Raw genomic sequence first — 16537 nt, forward strand, 5'->3', positions numbered from 1 at the left:
CCCCTCGATGTCCGCCCCGGTCTCCAACGTCCGCCCTGCTCCGGATACGGTACTCGTCGATATCGTCGACTACGTGCTGAACACCGGCATCGACAGCGCGCTCGCGCTGGAGACGGCGCGTCATTGCCTGATCGACACGCTCGGATGCGGACTCGAGGCGCTGTCCTACCCTGCCTGCACCAAGCTGCTCGGCCCCGTCGTGCCCGGCACGATCGTGCCGAACGGCGCGAAGGTGCCCGGCACGTCCTTCCAGCTCGATCCCGTCCAGGCCGCATTCGACATCGGCGCGATGATCCGCTGGCTGGACTTCAACGACACCTGGCTCGCCGCCGAATGGGGCCATCCGTCCGACAACCTCGGCGGCATCCTGGCGACGGCCGACTGGCTTTCCCGCACGGCCGTCGCGGCCGGCCGGAAGCCGCTCCCGATGCGCGACGTGCTGGTCGCGATGATCCAGGCCCACGAGATCCAGGGCTGCCTCGCCCTCGAGAATTCGTTCAACGCGGTCGGGCTCGACCACGTGCTGCTCGTGAAGGTCGCGTCCACGGCCGTCGTCGGCCGGCTGCTCGGGCTCACGCGCGACGAGCTGATCAACGCGGTGTCCAACGCGTTCGTCGACGGCCACGCGCTGCGGACCTACCGCCACGCGCCGAACACCGGTTCGCGCAAGTCGTGGGCGGCCGGCGACGCCACGTCCCGCGCGGTGCGCCTCGCGCTGATCGCGAAAACGGGTGAAATGGGCTACCCGTCGGCGCTCACCGCGCAAACCTGGGGCTTCTACGACGTGCTGTTCGGCGGCAGGCCGTTCCGCTTCCAGCGTCCGTACGGCACGTACGTGATGGAAAACGTGCTGTTCAAGATCGCGTTCCCCGCCGAATTCCATGCGCAGACGGCCGCCGAGGCCGCGCTGCAGTTGCATGCGCGGCTCGCCGCGGCGGGCCGCACGACCGACGACATCGGCAGGATCACGATCCGCACGCATGCGGCCGCGATCCGCATCATCGACAAGCAGGGCCCGCTCGCCAACCCGGCCGACCGCGACCACTGCATCCAGTACATGGTCGCCGTGCCGCTGCTGTTCGGCCGGCTGACCGCCGCCGACTATGAAGATTCGGCCGCGGCGGACCCGCGCATCGACGCGCTGCGCGCGAAGACCGTGTGCGTCGAGGATCCGCAGTTCACGAAGGATTATCACGATCCGGACAAGCGATCGATCGCGAATGCGCTGACGATCGAATTCACGGACGGATCGAAGCTTGCCGAAGTGGCGGTGGAATACCCGCTCGGCCATCGGCGGCGCCGCACGGACGGCATCCCGCTCCTGGTCGACAAGTTCAGGACCAACCTCGCCCGCCGTTTCCCAGCCAAGCAGCAACAAGCGATTCTCGACGTGTCGCTGGACCAGGCAAAGCTCGAAGCGATGCCGGTCGATCAGTACGTCGATCTGTATGTGATTTAGCCGTCATCTACAGGACACGTAGTTTCCTAGCCTTAAACCCAGGAAAATCACCATGGCCCACAATCTCCACAAGACCCTCAAGGAATTCGACAGCGGTTCCGGCAAAGGCAAGTTCTACTCGCTGCCGCAACTCGGCAAGGAGCTGAAGACGAAGATCGAACGCCTGCCGGTGTCGATCCGTATCGTGCTCGAGTCCGTGCTGCGCAACTACGACGGCAAGAAAATCACCGAAGAGCACATCGAGCAGCTCGCGAACTGGAAGCCGACCGCGAAGCGCGTCGACGAGATTCCGTTCGTCGTGTCGCGCGTCGTGCTGCAGGACTTCACGGGCGTGCCGCTGCTCGCCGACATCGCGGCCATGCGCGGCGTCGCCGAGCGTACGGGCAAGAACCCGAAGAAGATCGAGCCGCTGGTCCCGGTCGATCTCGTCGTCGACCACTCGGTCCAGATCGACTACTTCCGCCAGAAGGACGCGCTCGACCTGAACATGAAACTGGAATTCCAGCGCAACAACGAGCGCTACCAGTTCATGAAGTGGGGCATGCAGGCATTCGACACGTTCAAGGTCGTGCCGCCGGGCGTGGGCATCGTCCACCAGGTGAACCTCGAATACCTCGCGCGCGGCGTCCACAAGAAGACGGACGGCGGCGACACCGTGTATTACCCGGACACGCTCGTCGGCACCGACAGCCACACGACGATGATCAACGGCATCGGCGTGGTCGGCTGGGGCGTGGGCGGCATCGAGGCGGAAGCCGGCATGCTCGGCCAGCCGGTGTACTTCCTGACGCCGGACGTCGTCGGCGTCGAGCTGAAGGGCCGGCTGCGCGAAGGCGTGACGGCCACCGACCTGGTGCTGACGATCACCGAAATGCTGCGCAAGGAGAAGGTCGTCGGCAAGTTCGTCGAGTTCTTCGGCGAAGGCACGAAGTCGCTGTCGCTGCCGGACCGCGCGACGATCGGCAACATGGCGCCGGAATACGGCGCGACGATGGGCTTCTTCCCGGTCGACGAAAAGACGATCGACTACTTCGAAGGCACGGGCCGCACGAAGGCCGAAATCGCCGCGTTCGAAAACTACTTCAAGGCGCAGAAGCTGTTCGGCATCCCGAAGGCCGGCGACATCGACTACACGAAGGTCGTGACGCTGGATCTGGCGACGGTCGCCCCGTCGCTGGCCGGCCCGAAGCGCCCGCAGGACCGCATCGAGATCGGCAACGTCAAGTCGACGTTCACCGACCTGTTCTCGAAGCCGGTCGCGGAAAACGGCTTCGCGAAGAAGGCGGACGACCTGGGCACGCAATACACGACGAGCAACGGCGTCGACGTGAAGAACGGCGACGTGCTGATCGCCGCGATCACGTCGTGCACGAACACGTCGAACCCGAGCGTCCTGCTGGCCGCCGGCCTGCTCGCGAAGAAGGCCGTCGAAGCCGGCCTCACGGTCGATCCGAAGATCAAGACGTCGCTCGCGCCGGGATCGCGCATCGTCACCGAGTACCTGACGAAGACGGGCCTGCTGCCCTACCTGTCGAAGCTCGGCTTCGAAGTCGCGGCCTACGGCTGCACGACCTGTATCGGCAACGCGGGTGACCTGACGCCGGAACTGAACGAAGCGATCACGAAGAACGACATCGTCGCGGCAGCCGTGCTGTCGGGCAACCGTAACTTCGAAGCGCGCATCCACCCGAACATCCGCGCGAACTTCCTCGCGTCGCCGCCGCTGGTCGTCGCGTACGCGATCGCCGGCAACATCACGCGCGACCTGATGACGGAACCGGTCGGCAAGGGCAAGGGCGGCCGCGACATCTATCTCGGCGACATCTGGCCGACGAGCGAGGAAATCCACGCGCTGCTCAAGTTCGCGCTCGACCCGAAGAAGTTCGAGGACAACTACTCGAAGCTGACCAAGAAGGGCGACCTCTGGAGCAAGATCGAGGGCGAATCGGGCCAAGTCTACGACTGGCCGAAGTCGACGTACATCGCCGAGCCGCCGTTCTTCGGCAACGACTTCTCGATGGAGCCGGCCGCGTCGATCCCGACGGTCAAGGGCGCGCGCGCGCTGGGCATCTTCGGTGACTCGGTCACGACCGACCACATCAGCCCGGCAGGCTCGATCAAGGAAGACTCGCCGGCAGGCAAGTGGCTGAAGGAAAACGGCGTGCAGAAGGCCGACTTCAACAGCTACGGCTCGCGCCGCGGCAACCACGACGTGATGATGCGCGGCACGTTCGCGAACGTCCGGATCAAGAACCTGATGATTCCGGCGAAGGCGGACGGCACGCGCGTCGAAGGCGGCCTGACGATCCACCAGCCGAGCGGCGAACAGCAGTCGATCTACGACGCGGCGATGCAGTACGTCGCCGCCGGCACGCCGACCGTCGTGTTCGCGGGCGAAGAGTACGGCACGGGCTCGTCGCGCGACTGGGCCGCGAAGGGCACGCAACTGCTCGGCGTGAAGGCCGTGATCGCACGCAGCTTCGAGCGGATCCACCGCTCGAACCTGGTCGGCATGGGCGTGCTGCCGCTGCAGTTCAAGGGCGCGGACAGCGTCCAGTCGCTCGGCATCACCGGTGAAGAGACGTACGACATCGAAGGCCTCGGCGACGACTTCAAGCCGCAGCAGGACGTCACGCTCGTGATCCACCGCAAGAACGGCGAAACGCAGCGCGTGCCGGTGCTGCTGCGCATCGATACGCCGATCGAAGTCGACTACTACAAGCACGGCGGGATCCTGCCGTTCGTGCTGCGCTCGCTGCTCGCCGCGTAAGCGCCCTGCCTTTGCAGGTGCCGCAGCCGCCTCGCGGCGGTTGCGGCCGATTTGGATGCCCGACCTCGTGTCGGGCTTTTTTTGCCTGCGCGCTGCGCCGCCCTACGCCGCCTTGCTGCCGCGCGCCTTCGCCGCCGCGCCCCGCGCGTTCTTCTTCAGATGCGCGCGGTTGTATTCGATCGCCGCGCGCACGAGGTTCTTCAGCGCCCGCTGGTCGACCCGATCGCCTTCGAACAGATCGATCGCGCGTCGCGCATTGCCGTCGAGGCCGTCGTTGAACAGCTTGTCGGGATCGGGGAGCTGCGCGCCGTGCATGAAGGTCAGCTTCACCTTGCCCTTGTGCGCGTTCGCAACCGCGATCATCCCGTCGCATGACCAGACGGGGCTGCCCATCCACTTCCATTCCTCGACGATGCCCGCTTGCGCAGCGAGGATCGTCTGGCGCAGGTCGGCGAACGTCTTGCCGCGCCAGTCGGTGATACCGGCGATCAGCGCATCGATGCGCGCCGACGGTGTGAGGTCCGCGGTACTCATGCGCGGACCTCCGTGCCTTCGTCGGGGCCCGCCAGCACCTGCTCGAGCGACGCGAAGAACCGGACCCAGCCATGCTGCGCGCCACGGTACGCCTGCTCCTGATCCGTGCGGAACCCGACCTGCTCCATGCGCAGGTGCGTGCCGGCCGGCGTCGGCGTGAGCGTCCACGTGACGACGCTTTCGAGGCCATGCGCGGCCCACGTATAGGACAGCGTGCGCGGCGGCTCGATCGTCAGGACCGTGCAGTCGACCGAGCCCCAGTCCGCCCGGAAGCTGAATGCGCGCCCCGCGACGGGCTCGAAGTCGCTCTTCATCAGCCACGCCTCGATCAGGTGCGGTTGCGTCAGCGCACGCCAGATCTTCTCCGGCGGATGAGGCAGTTCGCGGTCGACGACGACGGCGCGCGTTTCGGTAGTGGCTTGGTTCATTACTGATCCATCCTTTTGAGCAGATCTTCGAGGGCGTCGAACCGGCTCTGCCAGAAACCTGCCATCTGGCTCGTCCAGTCGATCAGCGGGGCCAGCGCCTGCGGCTGCGCGCTGTAGTGCGTCTGCCGGCCTTCGTGACGGTCGTTCACGAGCCCGGCCTGCTTCAGTACACCGAGGTGCTTCGACACGGCCGGCTGCGAGACGCCCGCATGGGCCGTCAGCGCGGCAACCGTCAGCTCGCCCTCCTCGCACAGCCGCTCGAAAAGCGCGCGGCGCGTCGGATCGGCAAGCGTCCTGAAAAGCATGTCGTGAGCGTTCTGCATGTCGTTCCAAAATCCATAACCCGTTGGTTATGGATTGAAGGATATCCGCGGATTGCAGCGCGTCAAGGCGGGATTTCGCGAGCTGTGTCGTTCGATCCTGCCGGTGCGGGCGGCCTGCCGCACCGGCTCGCGCCCGCCGCCAAATTCGAATAACCCCTCTAATCCACGATTGCGACACGCGATCCGAAAGGCGCCTGCAAGACTGCCCGACAGGCTGTTCCACAGTTCGAGAAACGTTCGCGCATGGCCCGCCCCGTTCGTGTGCATCCGCGCATCGGTTCCTGACAAGCCGCTTCCATTGACCACATAGTGCGACTCGGCGCGCAGCGACGGACACGCAAACGACATGCATGCACGCGCCCGTCCACTCCGCGATCGCGCATGTTCCGAAGCGACGACGAACGACTCGTGCGTGCGAACGTCGCCCGTTGCCAGGCCATCGTGCGGCGAACCGGTTCCGTTCGCCGAGCCGGCCATCGGCCGCGCGCACGAGGCGGCGCGCGCGTGCGGCCGCCCCGATGTCAGAACTGACAGCTGTGGAAAATGGCAGCTACCCGAACGACACCGACGCCCTACGCTCGTCACCGCTCGCGGCCCCACAAGGGCCGGGGGTTCCAGTAACGTCGCTTCTCCTAAAAAGGACTCCCGATGAAAAGGAACACCTGGTTTGCCCTTCCCCTTCCGTCGCCCCGCCGCCTCGCGTGCGTGGCGCCGTTCGTGTTCGCCGCCGCCGCGGCGCACGCGACGACGGATTGGGTCGATACTCATACCAAGGCCTTTCTGACCGGCCCGCAGTTGATGGCCCGCAGTGCGGCGCCGTCGCTCGAACTGGCAGCCGGTGAAACGACCAACGTCGTCGTCAGCCTGAAGCTGCGCAATGCCGCGCAGCTCAAGCAACTGGCGCGCGACGTGAACCGGCCCGGCAGCGCGCATTACCGCCAGTACCTGACCCACGAGCAGTTCCTCGCCAACTACGCGCCGACCGATGCACAGGTGAAGTCGGTGGTCGACTATCTGCACAAGAGCGGCTTCGTGAACGTCGAGGTTGCGCCGAACCGCCTGCTGGTCTCCGCCAGCGGCACGGCCGCCACGGTGAAGACGGCGTTCAACACGTCGCTCGTGCACTTCGAGTATGCCGGCCGCTCGGGCTTCGCCAATGCGTCGACCGCGCAAGTGCCGCGGGCGCTCGGCGACATCGTCGGTTCGGTGCTCGGGCTGCAGAGCGTCGCGCGGGCGCGGCCGATGCTGCGCATCGGCAACGTCGCGAAGCCGCAGGCGCTCGCGGCCGGCACGGCGACGGGCCACTATCCGAAGGAATTCCCCGGCCTCTACAACGCCACCGGCGTGCCGACCGCGGCCGGCGTGACCGTCGGCATCATCACGATCGGCGGCGTGTCGCAGACGCTGCAGGACCTGAAGCAGTTCACGTCGAGCAACGGCTACGGCACGGTATCGACGCAGACCGTCAAGACCAACGGCTCCGGCGGCAGCTACACCGACGACCAGGACGGCCAGGGCGAATGGGACCTCGACAGCCAGTCGATCGTCGGCTCGGCCGGCGGCCAGGTCGGCAAGCTCGTGTTCTACATGGCAGACCTCAACGCCTCGGGCAACACGGGCCTCACGCAGGCGTTCAACCGCGCGGTATCGGACAACACCGCGAAGGTGATCAACGTGTCGCTGGGCTGGTGCGAAACCGATGCGAACGCGGACGGCACGATCGACGCCGAAGAGCAGATCTTCACGACGGCAGCCGCCCAGGGTCAGACGTTCTCGGTATCGTCGGGCGACGAAGGCGTGTACGAGTGCAACAACCGCGGCTATCCGGACGGCGCGAACTACACGGTGTCGTGGCCGGCTGCGTCGCCGCACGTGCTCGCGATCGGCGGCACGACGCTCTACACGACGTCGGCAGGCGCGTTCTCGAACGAGACCGTGTGGAACGAAGGGCTCGACGGCAACGGCAAGCTGTGGGCGACCGGCGGCGGCGTCAGCACGATCCTGCCCGCACCGTCGTGGCAGTCGGGCAGCAACCGCCAGTTGCCGGACGTCTCGTTCGACGCCGCGCAGAGCACCGGCGCGTACATCTACAACTACGGCCAGTTGCAGCAGATCGGCGGCACGAGCCTCGCCGCGCCGATCTTCACGGGCTTCTGGGCGCGCCTGCTCGCGGCGAACGGCACGGGCCTGGGCTTCCCGGCCGGCAACTTCTACGCGGACATCCCGTCGCACCCGTCGCTCGTGCGTTATGACGTCGTGTCGGGCAACAACGGCTATCAGGGGTATGGCTATACCGCCGGCACCGGGTGGGATCTGACCACCGGCTTCGGCAGCCTGAACATCGCGAACCTCAACCAGCTGATCAAGTCGGGCGGGTTCTGAGCGATGCATGAAGGCCGGTGCGCGGCGGCGTTTGCCGCGCGCCGGCTCGTTACTGTCCCGTACGCTGTTCCGCCGGCTGCGCCGGCACGCGTTCCGGCGCGGCCGGCACTCCCGCGCGATGCGACGGCGCAAACAACCGCAGCCCGCTCGCGACACTCGCCGCGCCGGCGAACCCCGCGCCGAGCATCAACGCCAGCGTCGGCCCGTGACGCCCCGCGATCCCGAACGACAGCGCCACCAGCGCCGCGCCCGTTGCCTGCCCGATCAGCCGCGCCGTCGCGATGATCCCGCTCGCGCCGCCGCTGCGCTCGGGCGGCGCGCTCGACATCAGCGCCTTCAGGTTCGGCGACTGGAAGAAGCCGAAGCCCGCGCCGCACAGCATCATCCGCCAGCCGATGTCGACGACGCTCGGCGACATCGGCAGCGCGGCGAGCGACACCATGCCCGCGCTCAGCAACGCGAGCCCGATCGCGCCGAGCAGGCCGGGCGGATAACGATCCGACAACCGGCCCGCGATCGGCGCGGCGAACGCGACGATCGCCGACCACGGCGTCATCAGGAAACCCGTCTCGACCGCGCTGCGATGCAGGACGGTTTCGAAATAGAACGGCAGCGACACGAATGCCAGCCCCTGCGCCGCGAACGCACACACGGCCGTCAGGGCGGACAGCGTGAACACGGGCCGGCGAAACAGGTCGACCGGCAGCATCGGCGCCGGGTGCCCGGCCTGGCGGCGGATCAGCAGCCAGCCGAACGCGAGCGCAACCGCGGCCGACGCGAACACGATCGAAAGCGGCCCGCGCTGCGCGAATTCGCCGAGCGCGAAGATCAGCGACGCGAACGTGATCACGTTGAACAATGCGGCGACCGGATCGAACGCATGCTTGCCGCGCGCCGTCTGCGGCAGCGACGGAACCGCCACGGCGAGCGCAATCACGCCGAGCGGCACGTTCACCGCGAACAGCCACGGCCACGCGGCGACCGACAGGATCAGCGACGCGATCGTCGGCCCCACCGCGAACGACACGCCGACGACGAGCGCGTTGAAGCCGACGCCGCGTCCGAGCCGATGCGCGGGAAACAGGCCGCGGATCAGCGCGACGTTGACGCTCATGATCGCGCTCGCGCCAAAGCCCTGCACGATCCGCGCGGCCGTCAGCATCGGCAGCGTCGACGCGAGCGAACAGCCGAGCGAGGCGAGCGTGAACACCGCGAGCCCGGCGATGTACACGCGCTTGTGGCCGACGATGTCGCCGAGCGACGCGAACGGCAGCAGCGTCGCGACCATCGCGAGCTGGTACGCGTTGATGATCCATACGGAAGCGGCCGGCGACGCCTGCAGGTCGGCGGCGATCGCGGGCAGCGCGGTGTTCGCGATCGCGGTGTCGAGCGTCGCGAGCGCGACGGCCAGCAGCACCGCGGACATCGCGCGCCAGTTGACGGCCGGCTCATGGGCGCCGGCGGGGGAAGCGAATTCGGACAAGATGAGGCTCGGCTGACGAGCGACGCACGGCGTCGCGGATTGAGCGGCGCGGCAACCAACGCGTGCTCCGTGCGCAGCAAACGGAACGCGCGGCACCGCGAACCGTATTGTTGCAGAGCCGCATCGAACGTGCAGGCAACCGCTTCGTCAGTCAGTCAAACGAAAGCTTCGGCGCACCAGGCCGGCTACGTGAGCCTCGTCGGGCACGCAACGCGCGGCGGCGCGCCGGCCGTTGCGTGCGGGCATCGTTACGACACCGCGCGCCGTGCATTGCGCCCGCGCAGCCATTCGAGCGCCAGCAGCAGGCTCGTCGAAAAGATGATCAGGATCGTTGCGAGCGCAGCGATCGTCGGGCTGATGTTCTCGCGGATACCGGTGAACATCTGGCGCGGCAGCGTGGTCTGGTCCGCGCCTGCGAGGAACAGCGTGACGACCACTTCGTCGAACGACGTCGCGAACGCGAACAGCGCGCCCGACATCACGCCCGGCGCGATCACCGGCAGCGTCACGCGGAAGAAGGTCGACACCGGATTCGCGCCGAGCGACAGGCTCGCGCGCACCAGGTTCTGGTTGAAGCCCTGCAGCGTCGCGGCGACCGTCGTCACGACGAACGGCACGCCGAGCGCCGCATGCGCGGCGATCAGGCCGGTGTACGTGTTCGCCAGCCCGAGCGGCGCGAAGAACAGGTACATGCCGACGCCGACGACGACCACCGGCACGATCATCGGCGACAGCAGCACGGCCATCAGCAATCCCTTGCCGCGGAAATCGGCCTTCGTGAGACCGATCGCCGCGAGCGTGCCGAGCACGGTCGCGACGACGGTGGCCGACGGCGCGACGATGAAGCTGTTCTTCGCGGCCATCCGCCACTCGTCCGATGCGATCAGGTTCTCGTACCAGCGTGTCGAGAAACCCGGAATCGGATAGACGAGGAACGTGCTCGACGAAAACGACAGCGGCACAATCGCGAGCACCGGCAGGATCAGGTACAGCAGCGTCAGCACGACGAGCACGCGCAGCGCGACGTACCACGCGCGCTCGACGAACGACATGTGCGGCGCGAACAGCGGCCTGGCGAGTTTCATGGTCCGAATCCCCTTCCCGTTTCGTAGTGCGCGGCGCTCAGCCGAGGCTCACGTTCGTGCGCGTGAAGCGCCCGTACACGGCGTACAGCACGAGTGTCGCCGCGAGCAGCAGGCCGCCGAGCGCGCACGCCATGCCCCAGTTGATCGTCACGTTCGTGAAGTACGCGACGTAGTAGCTGACCATCTGGTCGTTCGGCCCGCCGAGCAGCGCGGGCGTGATGTAGTAGCCGATCGCGAGGATGAACACGAGCAGCGCGCCCGCGCCGACGCCCGGATAGGTCTGCGGCACGTACACGCGCCAGAACGCGGCGAACGGATGGCTGCCGAGCGATACGGCCGCGCGCTGGTAAGTGGGCGGGATCGACTTCATCACGCTGTACAGCGGCAGGATCATGAACGGCAGCAGGATGTGCGTCATCGAGATGTACACGCCGACGCGGTTGAACAGCAGCGTCAGCGGGTGCGAGATCAGCCCGCTGCCGATCAGCGCCTTGTTGATGAGCCCTTCGCTCTGCAGCAGCACGATCCACGCGGCGACGCGCACGAGCACCGAGGTCCAGAATGGAATCAGCACGAGGATCATCACGAGGTTCGCGCGCCGCTCCGACAGCGTCGAGATCCAGTACGCGAGCGGATAGCCGAGCAGCAGCGCGAACAGCGTGACGGCGATGCCGATCACGAACGTACGGCCGAAGATCGCGAGATAGATCGACTGGTCGGGATCGGCCTGCACGACGTGGCCGAAGCCGTCCTGCTTGTGGTCGAGCGCGGCGAGCAGGTAGAACGGCGACACCTGGCTGCCGTTCTTCGCGATCGCCTGCCAGTATGCGACGTCGCCCCAGCGCGAATCGAGGTCGACGAATTTCTCGCGGGTCTGCGCGGGCGTCAGCGCCGCGCCGTTGTCGCCCTTCAGCGGCATCGCGCGCGCCGTCTTCGCGACGAGCGAGCGATAGCCGGGAATCTCGGTGTTCAGGCGCCGCGCGAGCGCACCCATCGCCTCGCTGTCGGCCACCTTCGTCATGTCGGCCGCGAGCGCGACATACGCGGCGTCGGCCGGCGGTACCTTGCGGTCCCAGCCCGACAGCGCGGCGACCGTATTCGGCAACGCGGTCGCGATCTCCGGGTTCTGCACCGCGCGCGTGAGCAGCGTGCCGATCGGCACGACGAAGATCAGCAGCAGGAAAATCGCGAGCGGCGCGACCAGCAACAGCGCCATCGTGCGCTTGCGGGCCTCGGCGGCCTTCAGCTCGCGCTTGAGCGCGGCGGTCGACGGCGAGGAAGGCGCGATCGTCATCGTATTCAACGGTTCTCTCCGGCCGGGCACGTTCCGGCGGAATGCCGCGCGACACGATCGACGCGTCGCGCGGCCGGTTGCATCAGGACACCTTTCAGGAAGCCTGACCGGTTACTTCGTCGCCCATGCCGCGAAGCGCTGCTCGAGTTCGTCGCTGTGGTCGGTCCAGAAACCGATGTCTTCCAGCACCGCGTTCTTGCCGTTGGCCGGCGAGTTCGGCAGGTTCGCGAGCGTCTTCGCGTCGAGCGACTTGATCGCCGCGACGTTCGCCGGGCCGTACGCGATGTGCTGCGCATAGGCCTGCTGCGGCTTCGGCGTCAGCGAGTACGCGATGTACTGCTCGGCGAGCGCCTTGTTCGGCGAGCCCTTCGGAATCGCCCAGTAGTCGAGGTCGTAGATGCTGCCGTTCCACACGACCTTCAGGTTCTTGCCTTCCTTCTGCGCGGCATCGATGCGGCCGTTGTACGCGGTCGACATCACGACGTCGCCGGCGACGAGGAACTGCGGCGGCTGCGCGCCGGCTTCCCACCACTGGATGTACGGCTTCAGCTCGTCGAGCTTCTTGAACGCGCGGTCCTGGCCGGCCTTCGTGCCGAGCACCTTGTACACGTCCTTCGTCGCGACGCCGTCGGCCATCAGCGCGAATTCGAGGTTGTAGCGGGCGCCCTTGCGCATCCCGCGCTTGCCGGGGAATTTCTTCACGTTCCAGAAATCGGCCCAGCCGGTCGGCGCCGACTTCAGCTTGTCCGCGTTGTACGACAGCGCGGTCGACCACACGAAGAAACCGACGCCGCACACCTGCGGCGCTTCCGGAATCAGGTCGGATTTCTTCGCGATCTTCGACCAGTCGAGCTTCTCGTACAGGCCTTCGTCGCAGCCGCGGTTCAGGTCGCCCGATTCGACTTCGACCACGTCCCAGTTGACGTGCTTCGCCTCGACCATCGCCTTCACCTTCGCCTGCTCGCCGTTGTACTCGACGGCCGTGACCTTGTTGCCGGTCGCCTTCTCGAACGGCTGGTTGAACGCGACTTTCTGCGCGTCGCCGTTCGCGCCGCCGAAGTTGACGACCGTGAGTTCCGCAGCCGATGCCGATGCACCGACCGCGATCAGTGCCAGCGCGAGTGCCGTGCGGCGTGCAGTAAAGCTTGCTCGTTTCATGATGGTTCCTCTCCTCTCGTGGTGGAAATGGGCTTTGTTGTTGACGACGTGCTGCGGAAAAGCGGGGAAACCGGGATCACGCGAACACGCGCAGGTGTTCGGGCGAGAACGCGAGCGAGACCGGCGCGCCGGGCGAGAACGCGTCGAGCGCGCCCGTGCCCAGCGGCACCTTCACGAAGCATTCGTCCTGGCCCGGCAGCGCACAACGCATGCGCACGTGATCGCCGAAATAGATGAGGCTGCGCGCTTCGCCGCTCAGGCGGTTCGCGGCGGCGCCGTTGGCGTGGCCGCTGGCCGCGAGGCTCATGCGTTCGGGGCGGATGCACGCGACGGCCGACGCGCCCTCGGCGGCTTCGCCGATATGGCGGCCGACGAGCTTCGTGCCGTCGTCGAGCCGGAATTCGCAGAATTCGCCGTCGACGCGTGCGATGGTGCCGCGCAGCCGGTTGCTGTCGCCGATGAAGTTCGCGACGAATTCGTTGCACGGCGATTCGTACAGGCGGTCCACGGTGTCGAGCTGCTGCACGATGCCCTTGTCGAACACGGCGACGCGGTCGGACATCGTCAGCGCCTCGCCCTGGTCGTGCGTCACGTACACGAAGGTCACGCCGAGCTTTTCGTGCAGCGCCTTCAGTTCGTACTGCATGTGTTCGCGCAGCTGCTTGTCGAGCGCGCCGAGCGGCTCGTCCATCAGCACCAGCTTCGGCTCGAACACGAGCGCGCGCGCCAGCGCAATGCGCTGCTGCTGGCCGCCCGACAACTGCGCCGGATAGCGTTTCGCGAAGCGCTCCATCTGCACCATCTTCAGCGCGTGCGCGACGCGCTCCGCGCGTTCGCCGGCCGGCAGCTTGCGCACGGTCAGCGGATACGCGACGTTCTGCTCGACCGTCAGGTGCGGGAACAGCGCGTAGTTCTGGAACACCATGCCGATGTTGCGCTTGTGCGGCGGCACGTTGTTCAGCAACTCGCCGTCGAGGCGGATCTCGCCGCCGGTCGGGAATTCGAAGCCGGCCAGCATCATCAGGCAGGTGGTCTTGCCCGAACCCGACGGCCCGAGCAGCGTCAGGAATTCCCCCCGGTGGATGTCGAGGTCGAGCGATTTGACGACCAGCGTTTCCCCGTCGTAGGTCTTCCGCACGCCGCGAAAGCTGACGATCACATCATCGGACTTCATCGTGGCTGTCCCCTTGCTTCGCGACAAATGATTTTGAGATGCGAGCCACTATACGGTGCGCACGGTTCTATACTAGGGAACCATTTCAATATTCCAAGTAGGACCACTTTGGATACCGTGATCGTCGCCGACTGGCTCTCCGGCCGTCTCGACCGCAGCTCGCCGGAGCCGATGTACCGGCAGTTGCTGCAGCTGATGCAGCAGGCCATCCTGACAGGGGAATTAGGGCCAGGGACGAAACTGCCGAGTTCGCGCACGCTCGCGGGCGACCTGTCGATCGCGCGCAATACCGTGCTGCACGTGTACGACCAGCTGACGGCAGAAGGCTACGTGCTGACGACGACCGGCAGCGGCACCTATGTGGCCGACACGCGGCCGGACGCCGCGGCAATCCATGCACCGGGCGCGGCGCCGCCGCCATCGGCCGCCGACGAACTGCCGCCGCCGGACGCGCAGGGCAGCCTGTCGACGCGCGGCCGGCAGTTGATCGCGCACGCGGGCGTATCGCGGCGCCAGTGGGGTGCGTTCATGCCGGGCGTGCCGGACGTGTCGGAATTCCCGAGCCGCACGTGGAGCCGCCTGCAGGCGCGGCTGTGGAAGGAAGCCAATCCCGAGCTGCTGACGTACGCGCCGGGCGGCGGCTACCGGCCGTTGCGGCGCGCGCTTGCCGACTACCTGCGCGTCGCGCGCTCGGTCAAATGCTCGCCGGACCAGGTGATCATCACGACGGGCATCCACCAGTCGATCGATCTCGCGGTGCGGCTGCTGTCCGACATCGGCGATCGCGCGTGGGTCGAGGAGCCGTGCTACTGGGGCGTGCGCAGCGTGCTGCAGGCGGCCGGCCTCGCGCTCGCCCCGGTGCCGGTCGACCAGGAAGGGCTCGACCCGCGCGCGAGCGACATGCAGCATCCGCCGCGGCTCGTGCTCGTCACGCCGTCGCACCAGTACCCGCTCGGCATGGTGATGAGCCTCGCACGGCGCCGGATGCTGCTCGAATACGCGCGCCAGCACCGCTGCTGGATCATCGAGGACGACTACGACAGCGAATTCCGCTACGGCAGCCGGCCGCTCGCGTCGCTGCAGGGGCTCGACGACGGCGGCCGCGTGATCTACGTCGGCAGCCTCGGCAAGATGCTGTTCCCGGGGCTGCGGATGGGCTACATGGTCGTGCCCGAACATCTGGTCGATACGTTCCGCACCGGGCTGTCCGAGCTGTACCGAGAAGGCCAGCTGATGCAGCAGGCCGTGCTCGCCGAATTCATCATGGACGGTCACCTCACCTCGCACGTCAGACGAATGCGCACCCTGTACGGCGAGCGCCGGCAACTGATGATCGACGCGATCCGCACGCGCTTCGGCGACGCGCTCCCGGTGATGGGCGACGAGGCAGGCCTGCATCTGGTGCTCGGCCTGCCCGACGCGTGCGACGATCGCGCGGTCACGCAGAGCGCGTTCGACGCGGGCGTGATCGTTCGGCCGCTCACGAGCTACTACAGCAACCTCGACACCGCGCGGCAGGGCCTGCTGCTCGGCTATGCGTGCGTCCCGCACGAAAGCATCGGGCCCGCGTTCGACACGCTCGCCGATACCATCGAGCAACATCTGCCGCGCGACATCACACGCGCCGCATAAGGCCGCATCAGACCGCCCCCACCCAGGGCCGCCCGCGTCATTGCATGCTGCCGGCCCCGCGATCGAGCGATGCCGCGCGCACGGCTTCGCCGGGCTTCGTGAACACGCGTTGCCGCAAGGCGGCGATCCGCGCGTCGCGGTCCTGCGGCGACAGGCCGGCCGATTCGATCTGCGCGCGCTGCGCCGCATAGTCCGCGTAGCGGCTCTGCCACGACGCGTCGTCCTGCTGCATCTGCGCGACGCGCGCGGCGGCCTCGGGGCCGAGCGTCTGCGTCAGCTGCGCGCGCATCGCGTCGGGTGTCGCGCCGCGCTTCTGCAGCTGAGCGATCTGGTCGATCGCGGCGCGCTGCCGGTCGATCCGCTGCTGCGCCGCCCGCTCGTCGGCCGGCATCTGCTGCTCCAGCGCCGCGAGACGCTCGGCCTTCTGCGCATCGGTCAGCGAGCGATCCTGAGTGATCTTCAAGCGTGCGAGGTCGTAGCGCTGCCGCCACTGCTCCGCACCGAAGAACGGCTGGCTCCAGTCGCCGAGCGTGCGGGACGCGATCGACGCACGCTGATCGAGCGCGAGCTGCAGCGCGCCCAGGTCGGACTTGTCGACCGCGCCGGCATCGCGCAGTTTCGCGAGCGCATCCAGATACGCGCGATAGCGGTGCCACACGTCGAGCGCCTCGGCCTGCGCCGCCGTGCCGTCGAGCTGCGCGGCGATTTCTCGCGCGACGAACGCATCGAGCGCGGTCGCGCTCAAATCGCTCCGCGCCGTCAGGCAATAGTCGAAGAAATCGCGCACCGCGCGCGACTTCGCGAGATGGCCGCCG

13 protein-coding genes are annotated in these 16537 nt (G+C 67.3%); 4 read left to right on the forward strand and 9 right to left on the reverse strand.

The genetic code is table 11. From position 1 onward, the window contains the following. The first annotated feature begins 7 nt into the window (after positions 1 to 7). Together G3N62_RS16050 and acnA are read left to right on the forward strand one after the other, a co-directional pair. On the forward strand, positions 8 to 1459 hold the full coding sequence (locus tag G3N62_RS16050) for a bifunctional 2-methylcitrate dehydratase/aconitate hydratase (RefSeq protein WP_069705028.1): 1452 nt from the start codon (positions 8 to 10) through the stop codon (positions 1457 to 1459). A gap of 52 nt (positions 1460 to 1511) precedes the next feature. Continuing rightward, positions 1512 to 4229, forward strand: coding sequence for an aconitate hydratase AcnA (gene acnA / locus G3N62_RS16055; protein ID WP_034185788.1), 2718 nt, complete (start codon positions 1512 to 1514; stop codon positions 4227 to 4229). 102 nt (positions 4230 to 4331) lie between these two features. Here acnA and G3N62_RS16060 read toward each other — a convergent pair whose 3' ends face one another. The 3 genes from G3N62_RS16060 to G3N62_RS16070 are packed head-to-tail and all read right to left on the reverse strand — an operon-like array spanning position 4332 to position 5514. Continuing rightward, the gene (locus tag G3N62_RS16060; protein ID WP_124668848.1) at positions 4332 to 4763 is read right to left on the reverse strand and encodes a DUF1801 domain-containing protein; all 432 of its coding nucleotides are present in this window, start codon (positions 4761 to 4763) and stop codon (positions 4332 to 4334) included. Beyond that, positions 4760 to 5191 (reverse strand): SRPBCC domain-containing protein, encoded by a 432-nt coding sequence (locus G3N62_RS16065; protein WP_034185785.1) that lies wholly within the window; start codon positions 5189 to 5191, stop codon positions 4760 to 4762. Before G3N62_RS16065 ends, G3N62_RS16060 begins: the two co-directional genes overlap by 4 nt. After that, positions 5191 to 5514 (reverse strand): metalloregulator ArsR/SmtB family transcription factor, encoded by a 324-nt coding sequence (locus G3N62_RS16070; protein ID WP_034185784.1) that lies wholly within the window; start codon positions 5512 to 5514, stop codon positions 5191 to 5193. Before G3N62_RS16070 ends, G3N62_RS16065 begins: the two co-directional genes overlap by 1 nt. Before the next feature lie 648 nt (positions 5515 to 6162). On the opposite strand from G3N62_RS16070, the gene G3N62_RS16075 reads away from it, so the two are divergent. Beyond that, on the forward strand, positions 6163 to 7896 hold the full coding sequence (locus G3N62_RS16075) for a S53 family peptidase (protein WP_124668847.1): 1734 nt from the start codon (positions 6163 to 6165) through the stop codon (positions 7894 to 7896). A gap of 49 nt (positions 7897 to 7945) precedes the next feature. On the opposite strand, the gene G3N62_RS16080 is transcribed toward G3N62_RS16075, so the two are convergent. The 5 genes from G3N62_RS16080 to G3N62_RS16100 form a co-directional block, all read right to left on the reverse strand. Then, positions 7946 to 9379: an MFS transporter gene (locus G3N62_RS16080; protein WP_124668846.1), complete on the reverse strand. Its 1434-nt coding sequence runs from the start codon at positions 9377 to 9379 to the stop codon at positions 7946 to 7948. A 248-nt stretch (positions 9380 to 9627) separates the two neighbouring features. Beyond that, complete coding sequence (locus G3N62_RS16085) at positions 9628 to 10464, reverse strand: ABC transporter permease (RefSeq protein ID WP_049032914.1); 837 nt, start codon at positions 10462 to 10464, stop codon at positions 9628 to 9630. 37 nt (positions 10465 to 10501) lie between these two features. Beyond that, the gene (locus tag G3N62_RS16090) at positions 10502 to 11758 is read right to left on the reverse strand and encodes an ABC transporter permease (RefSeq protein ID WP_069705107.1); all 1257 of its coding nucleotides are present in this window, start codon (positions 11756 to 11758) and stop codon (positions 10502 to 10504) included. A gap of 111 nt (positions 11759 to 11869) precedes the next feature. Continuing rightward, positions 11870 to 12916, reverse strand: coding sequence for an ABC transporter substrate-binding protein (locus G3N62_RS16095; protein WP_034185780.1), 1047 nt, complete (start codon positions 12914 to 12916; stop codon positions 11870 to 11872). A gap of 76 nt (positions 12917 to 12992) precedes the next feature. Beyond that, positions 12993 to 14090, reverse strand: coding sequence for an ABC transporter ATP-binding protein (locus tag G3N62_RS16100; protein ID WP_034185779.1), 1098 nt, complete (start codon positions 14088 to 14090; stop codon positions 12993 to 12995). Positions 14091 to 14198: 108 nt separating this feature from the next. Here G3N62_RS16100 and G3N62_RS16105 point away from each other — a divergent pair, with 108 nt between their 5' ends. Beyond that, complete coding sequence (locus G3N62_RS16105; protein WP_124609438.1) at positions 14199 to 15722, forward strand: PLP-dependent aminotransferase family protein; 1524 nt, start codon at positions 14199 to 14201, stop codon at positions 15720 to 15722. Positions 15723 to 15759: 37 nt separating this feature from the next. Here the strand turns inward: G3N62_RS16105 and G3N62_RS16110 are convergent. After that, on the reverse strand, positions 15760 to 16537 hold a 778-nt coding region (locus G3N62_RS16110; protein ID WP_206141255.1), incomplete at its 5' end, for a lipase secretion chaperone.

Source organism: Burkholderia sp. Tr-20355 (assembly GCF_017104685.1).
In the GTDB taxonomy this organism is placed as follows: Bacteria; Pseudomonadota; Gammaproteobacteria; order Burkholderiales; family Burkholderiaceae; genus Burkholderia; species Burkholderia seminalis.

What these genes read in the sequence shown, in the direction of transcription:
- G3N62_RS16090 (WP_069705107.1), bottom strand. Translation starts at nt 11,758, where the DNA reads ATGACGATCGCGCCTTCCTCGCCGTCGACCGCCGCGCTCAAGCGCGAG.
- G3N62_RS16075 (WP_124668847.1), top strand. Translation starts at nt 6,163, where the DNA reads ATGAAAAGGAACACCTGGTTTGCCCTTCCCCTTCCGTCGCCCCGCCGC.
- G3N62_RS16100 (WP_034185779.1), bottom strand. Translation starts at nt 14,090, where the DNA reads ATGAAGTCCGATGATGTGATCGTCAGCTTTCGCGGCGTGCGGAAGACC.
- G3N62_RS16085 (WP_049032914.1), bottom strand. Translation starts at nt 10,464, where the DNA reads ATGAAACTCGCCAGGCCGCTGTTCGCGCCGCACATGTCGTTCGTCGAG.
- G3N62_RS16050 (WP_069705028.1), top strand. Translation starts at nt 8, where the DNA reads ATGTCCGCCCCGGTCTCCAACGTCCGCCCTGCTCCGGATACGGTACTC.
- G3N62_RS16095 (WP_034185780.1), bottom strand. Translation starts at nt 12,916, where the DNA reads ATGAAACGAGCAAGCTTTACTGCACGCCGCACGGCACTCGCGCTGGCA.
- acnA (WP_034185788.1), top strand. Translation starts at nt 1,512, where the DNA reads ATGGCCCACAATCTCCACAAGACCCTCAAGGAATTCGACAGCGGTTCC.
- G3N62_RS16060 (WP_124668848.1), bottom strand. Translation starts at nt 4,763, where the DNA reads ATGAGTACCGCGGACCTCACACCGTCGGCGCGCATCGATGCGCTGATC.
- G3N62_RS16070 (WP_034185784.1), bottom strand. Translation starts at nt 5,514, where the DNA reads ATGCAGAACGCTCACGACATGCTTTTCAGGACGCTTGCCGATCCGACG.
- G3N62_RS16065 (WP_034185785.1), bottom strand. Translation starts at nt 5,191, where the DNA reads ATGAACCAAGCCACTACCGAAACGCGCGCCGTCGTCGTCGACCGCGAA.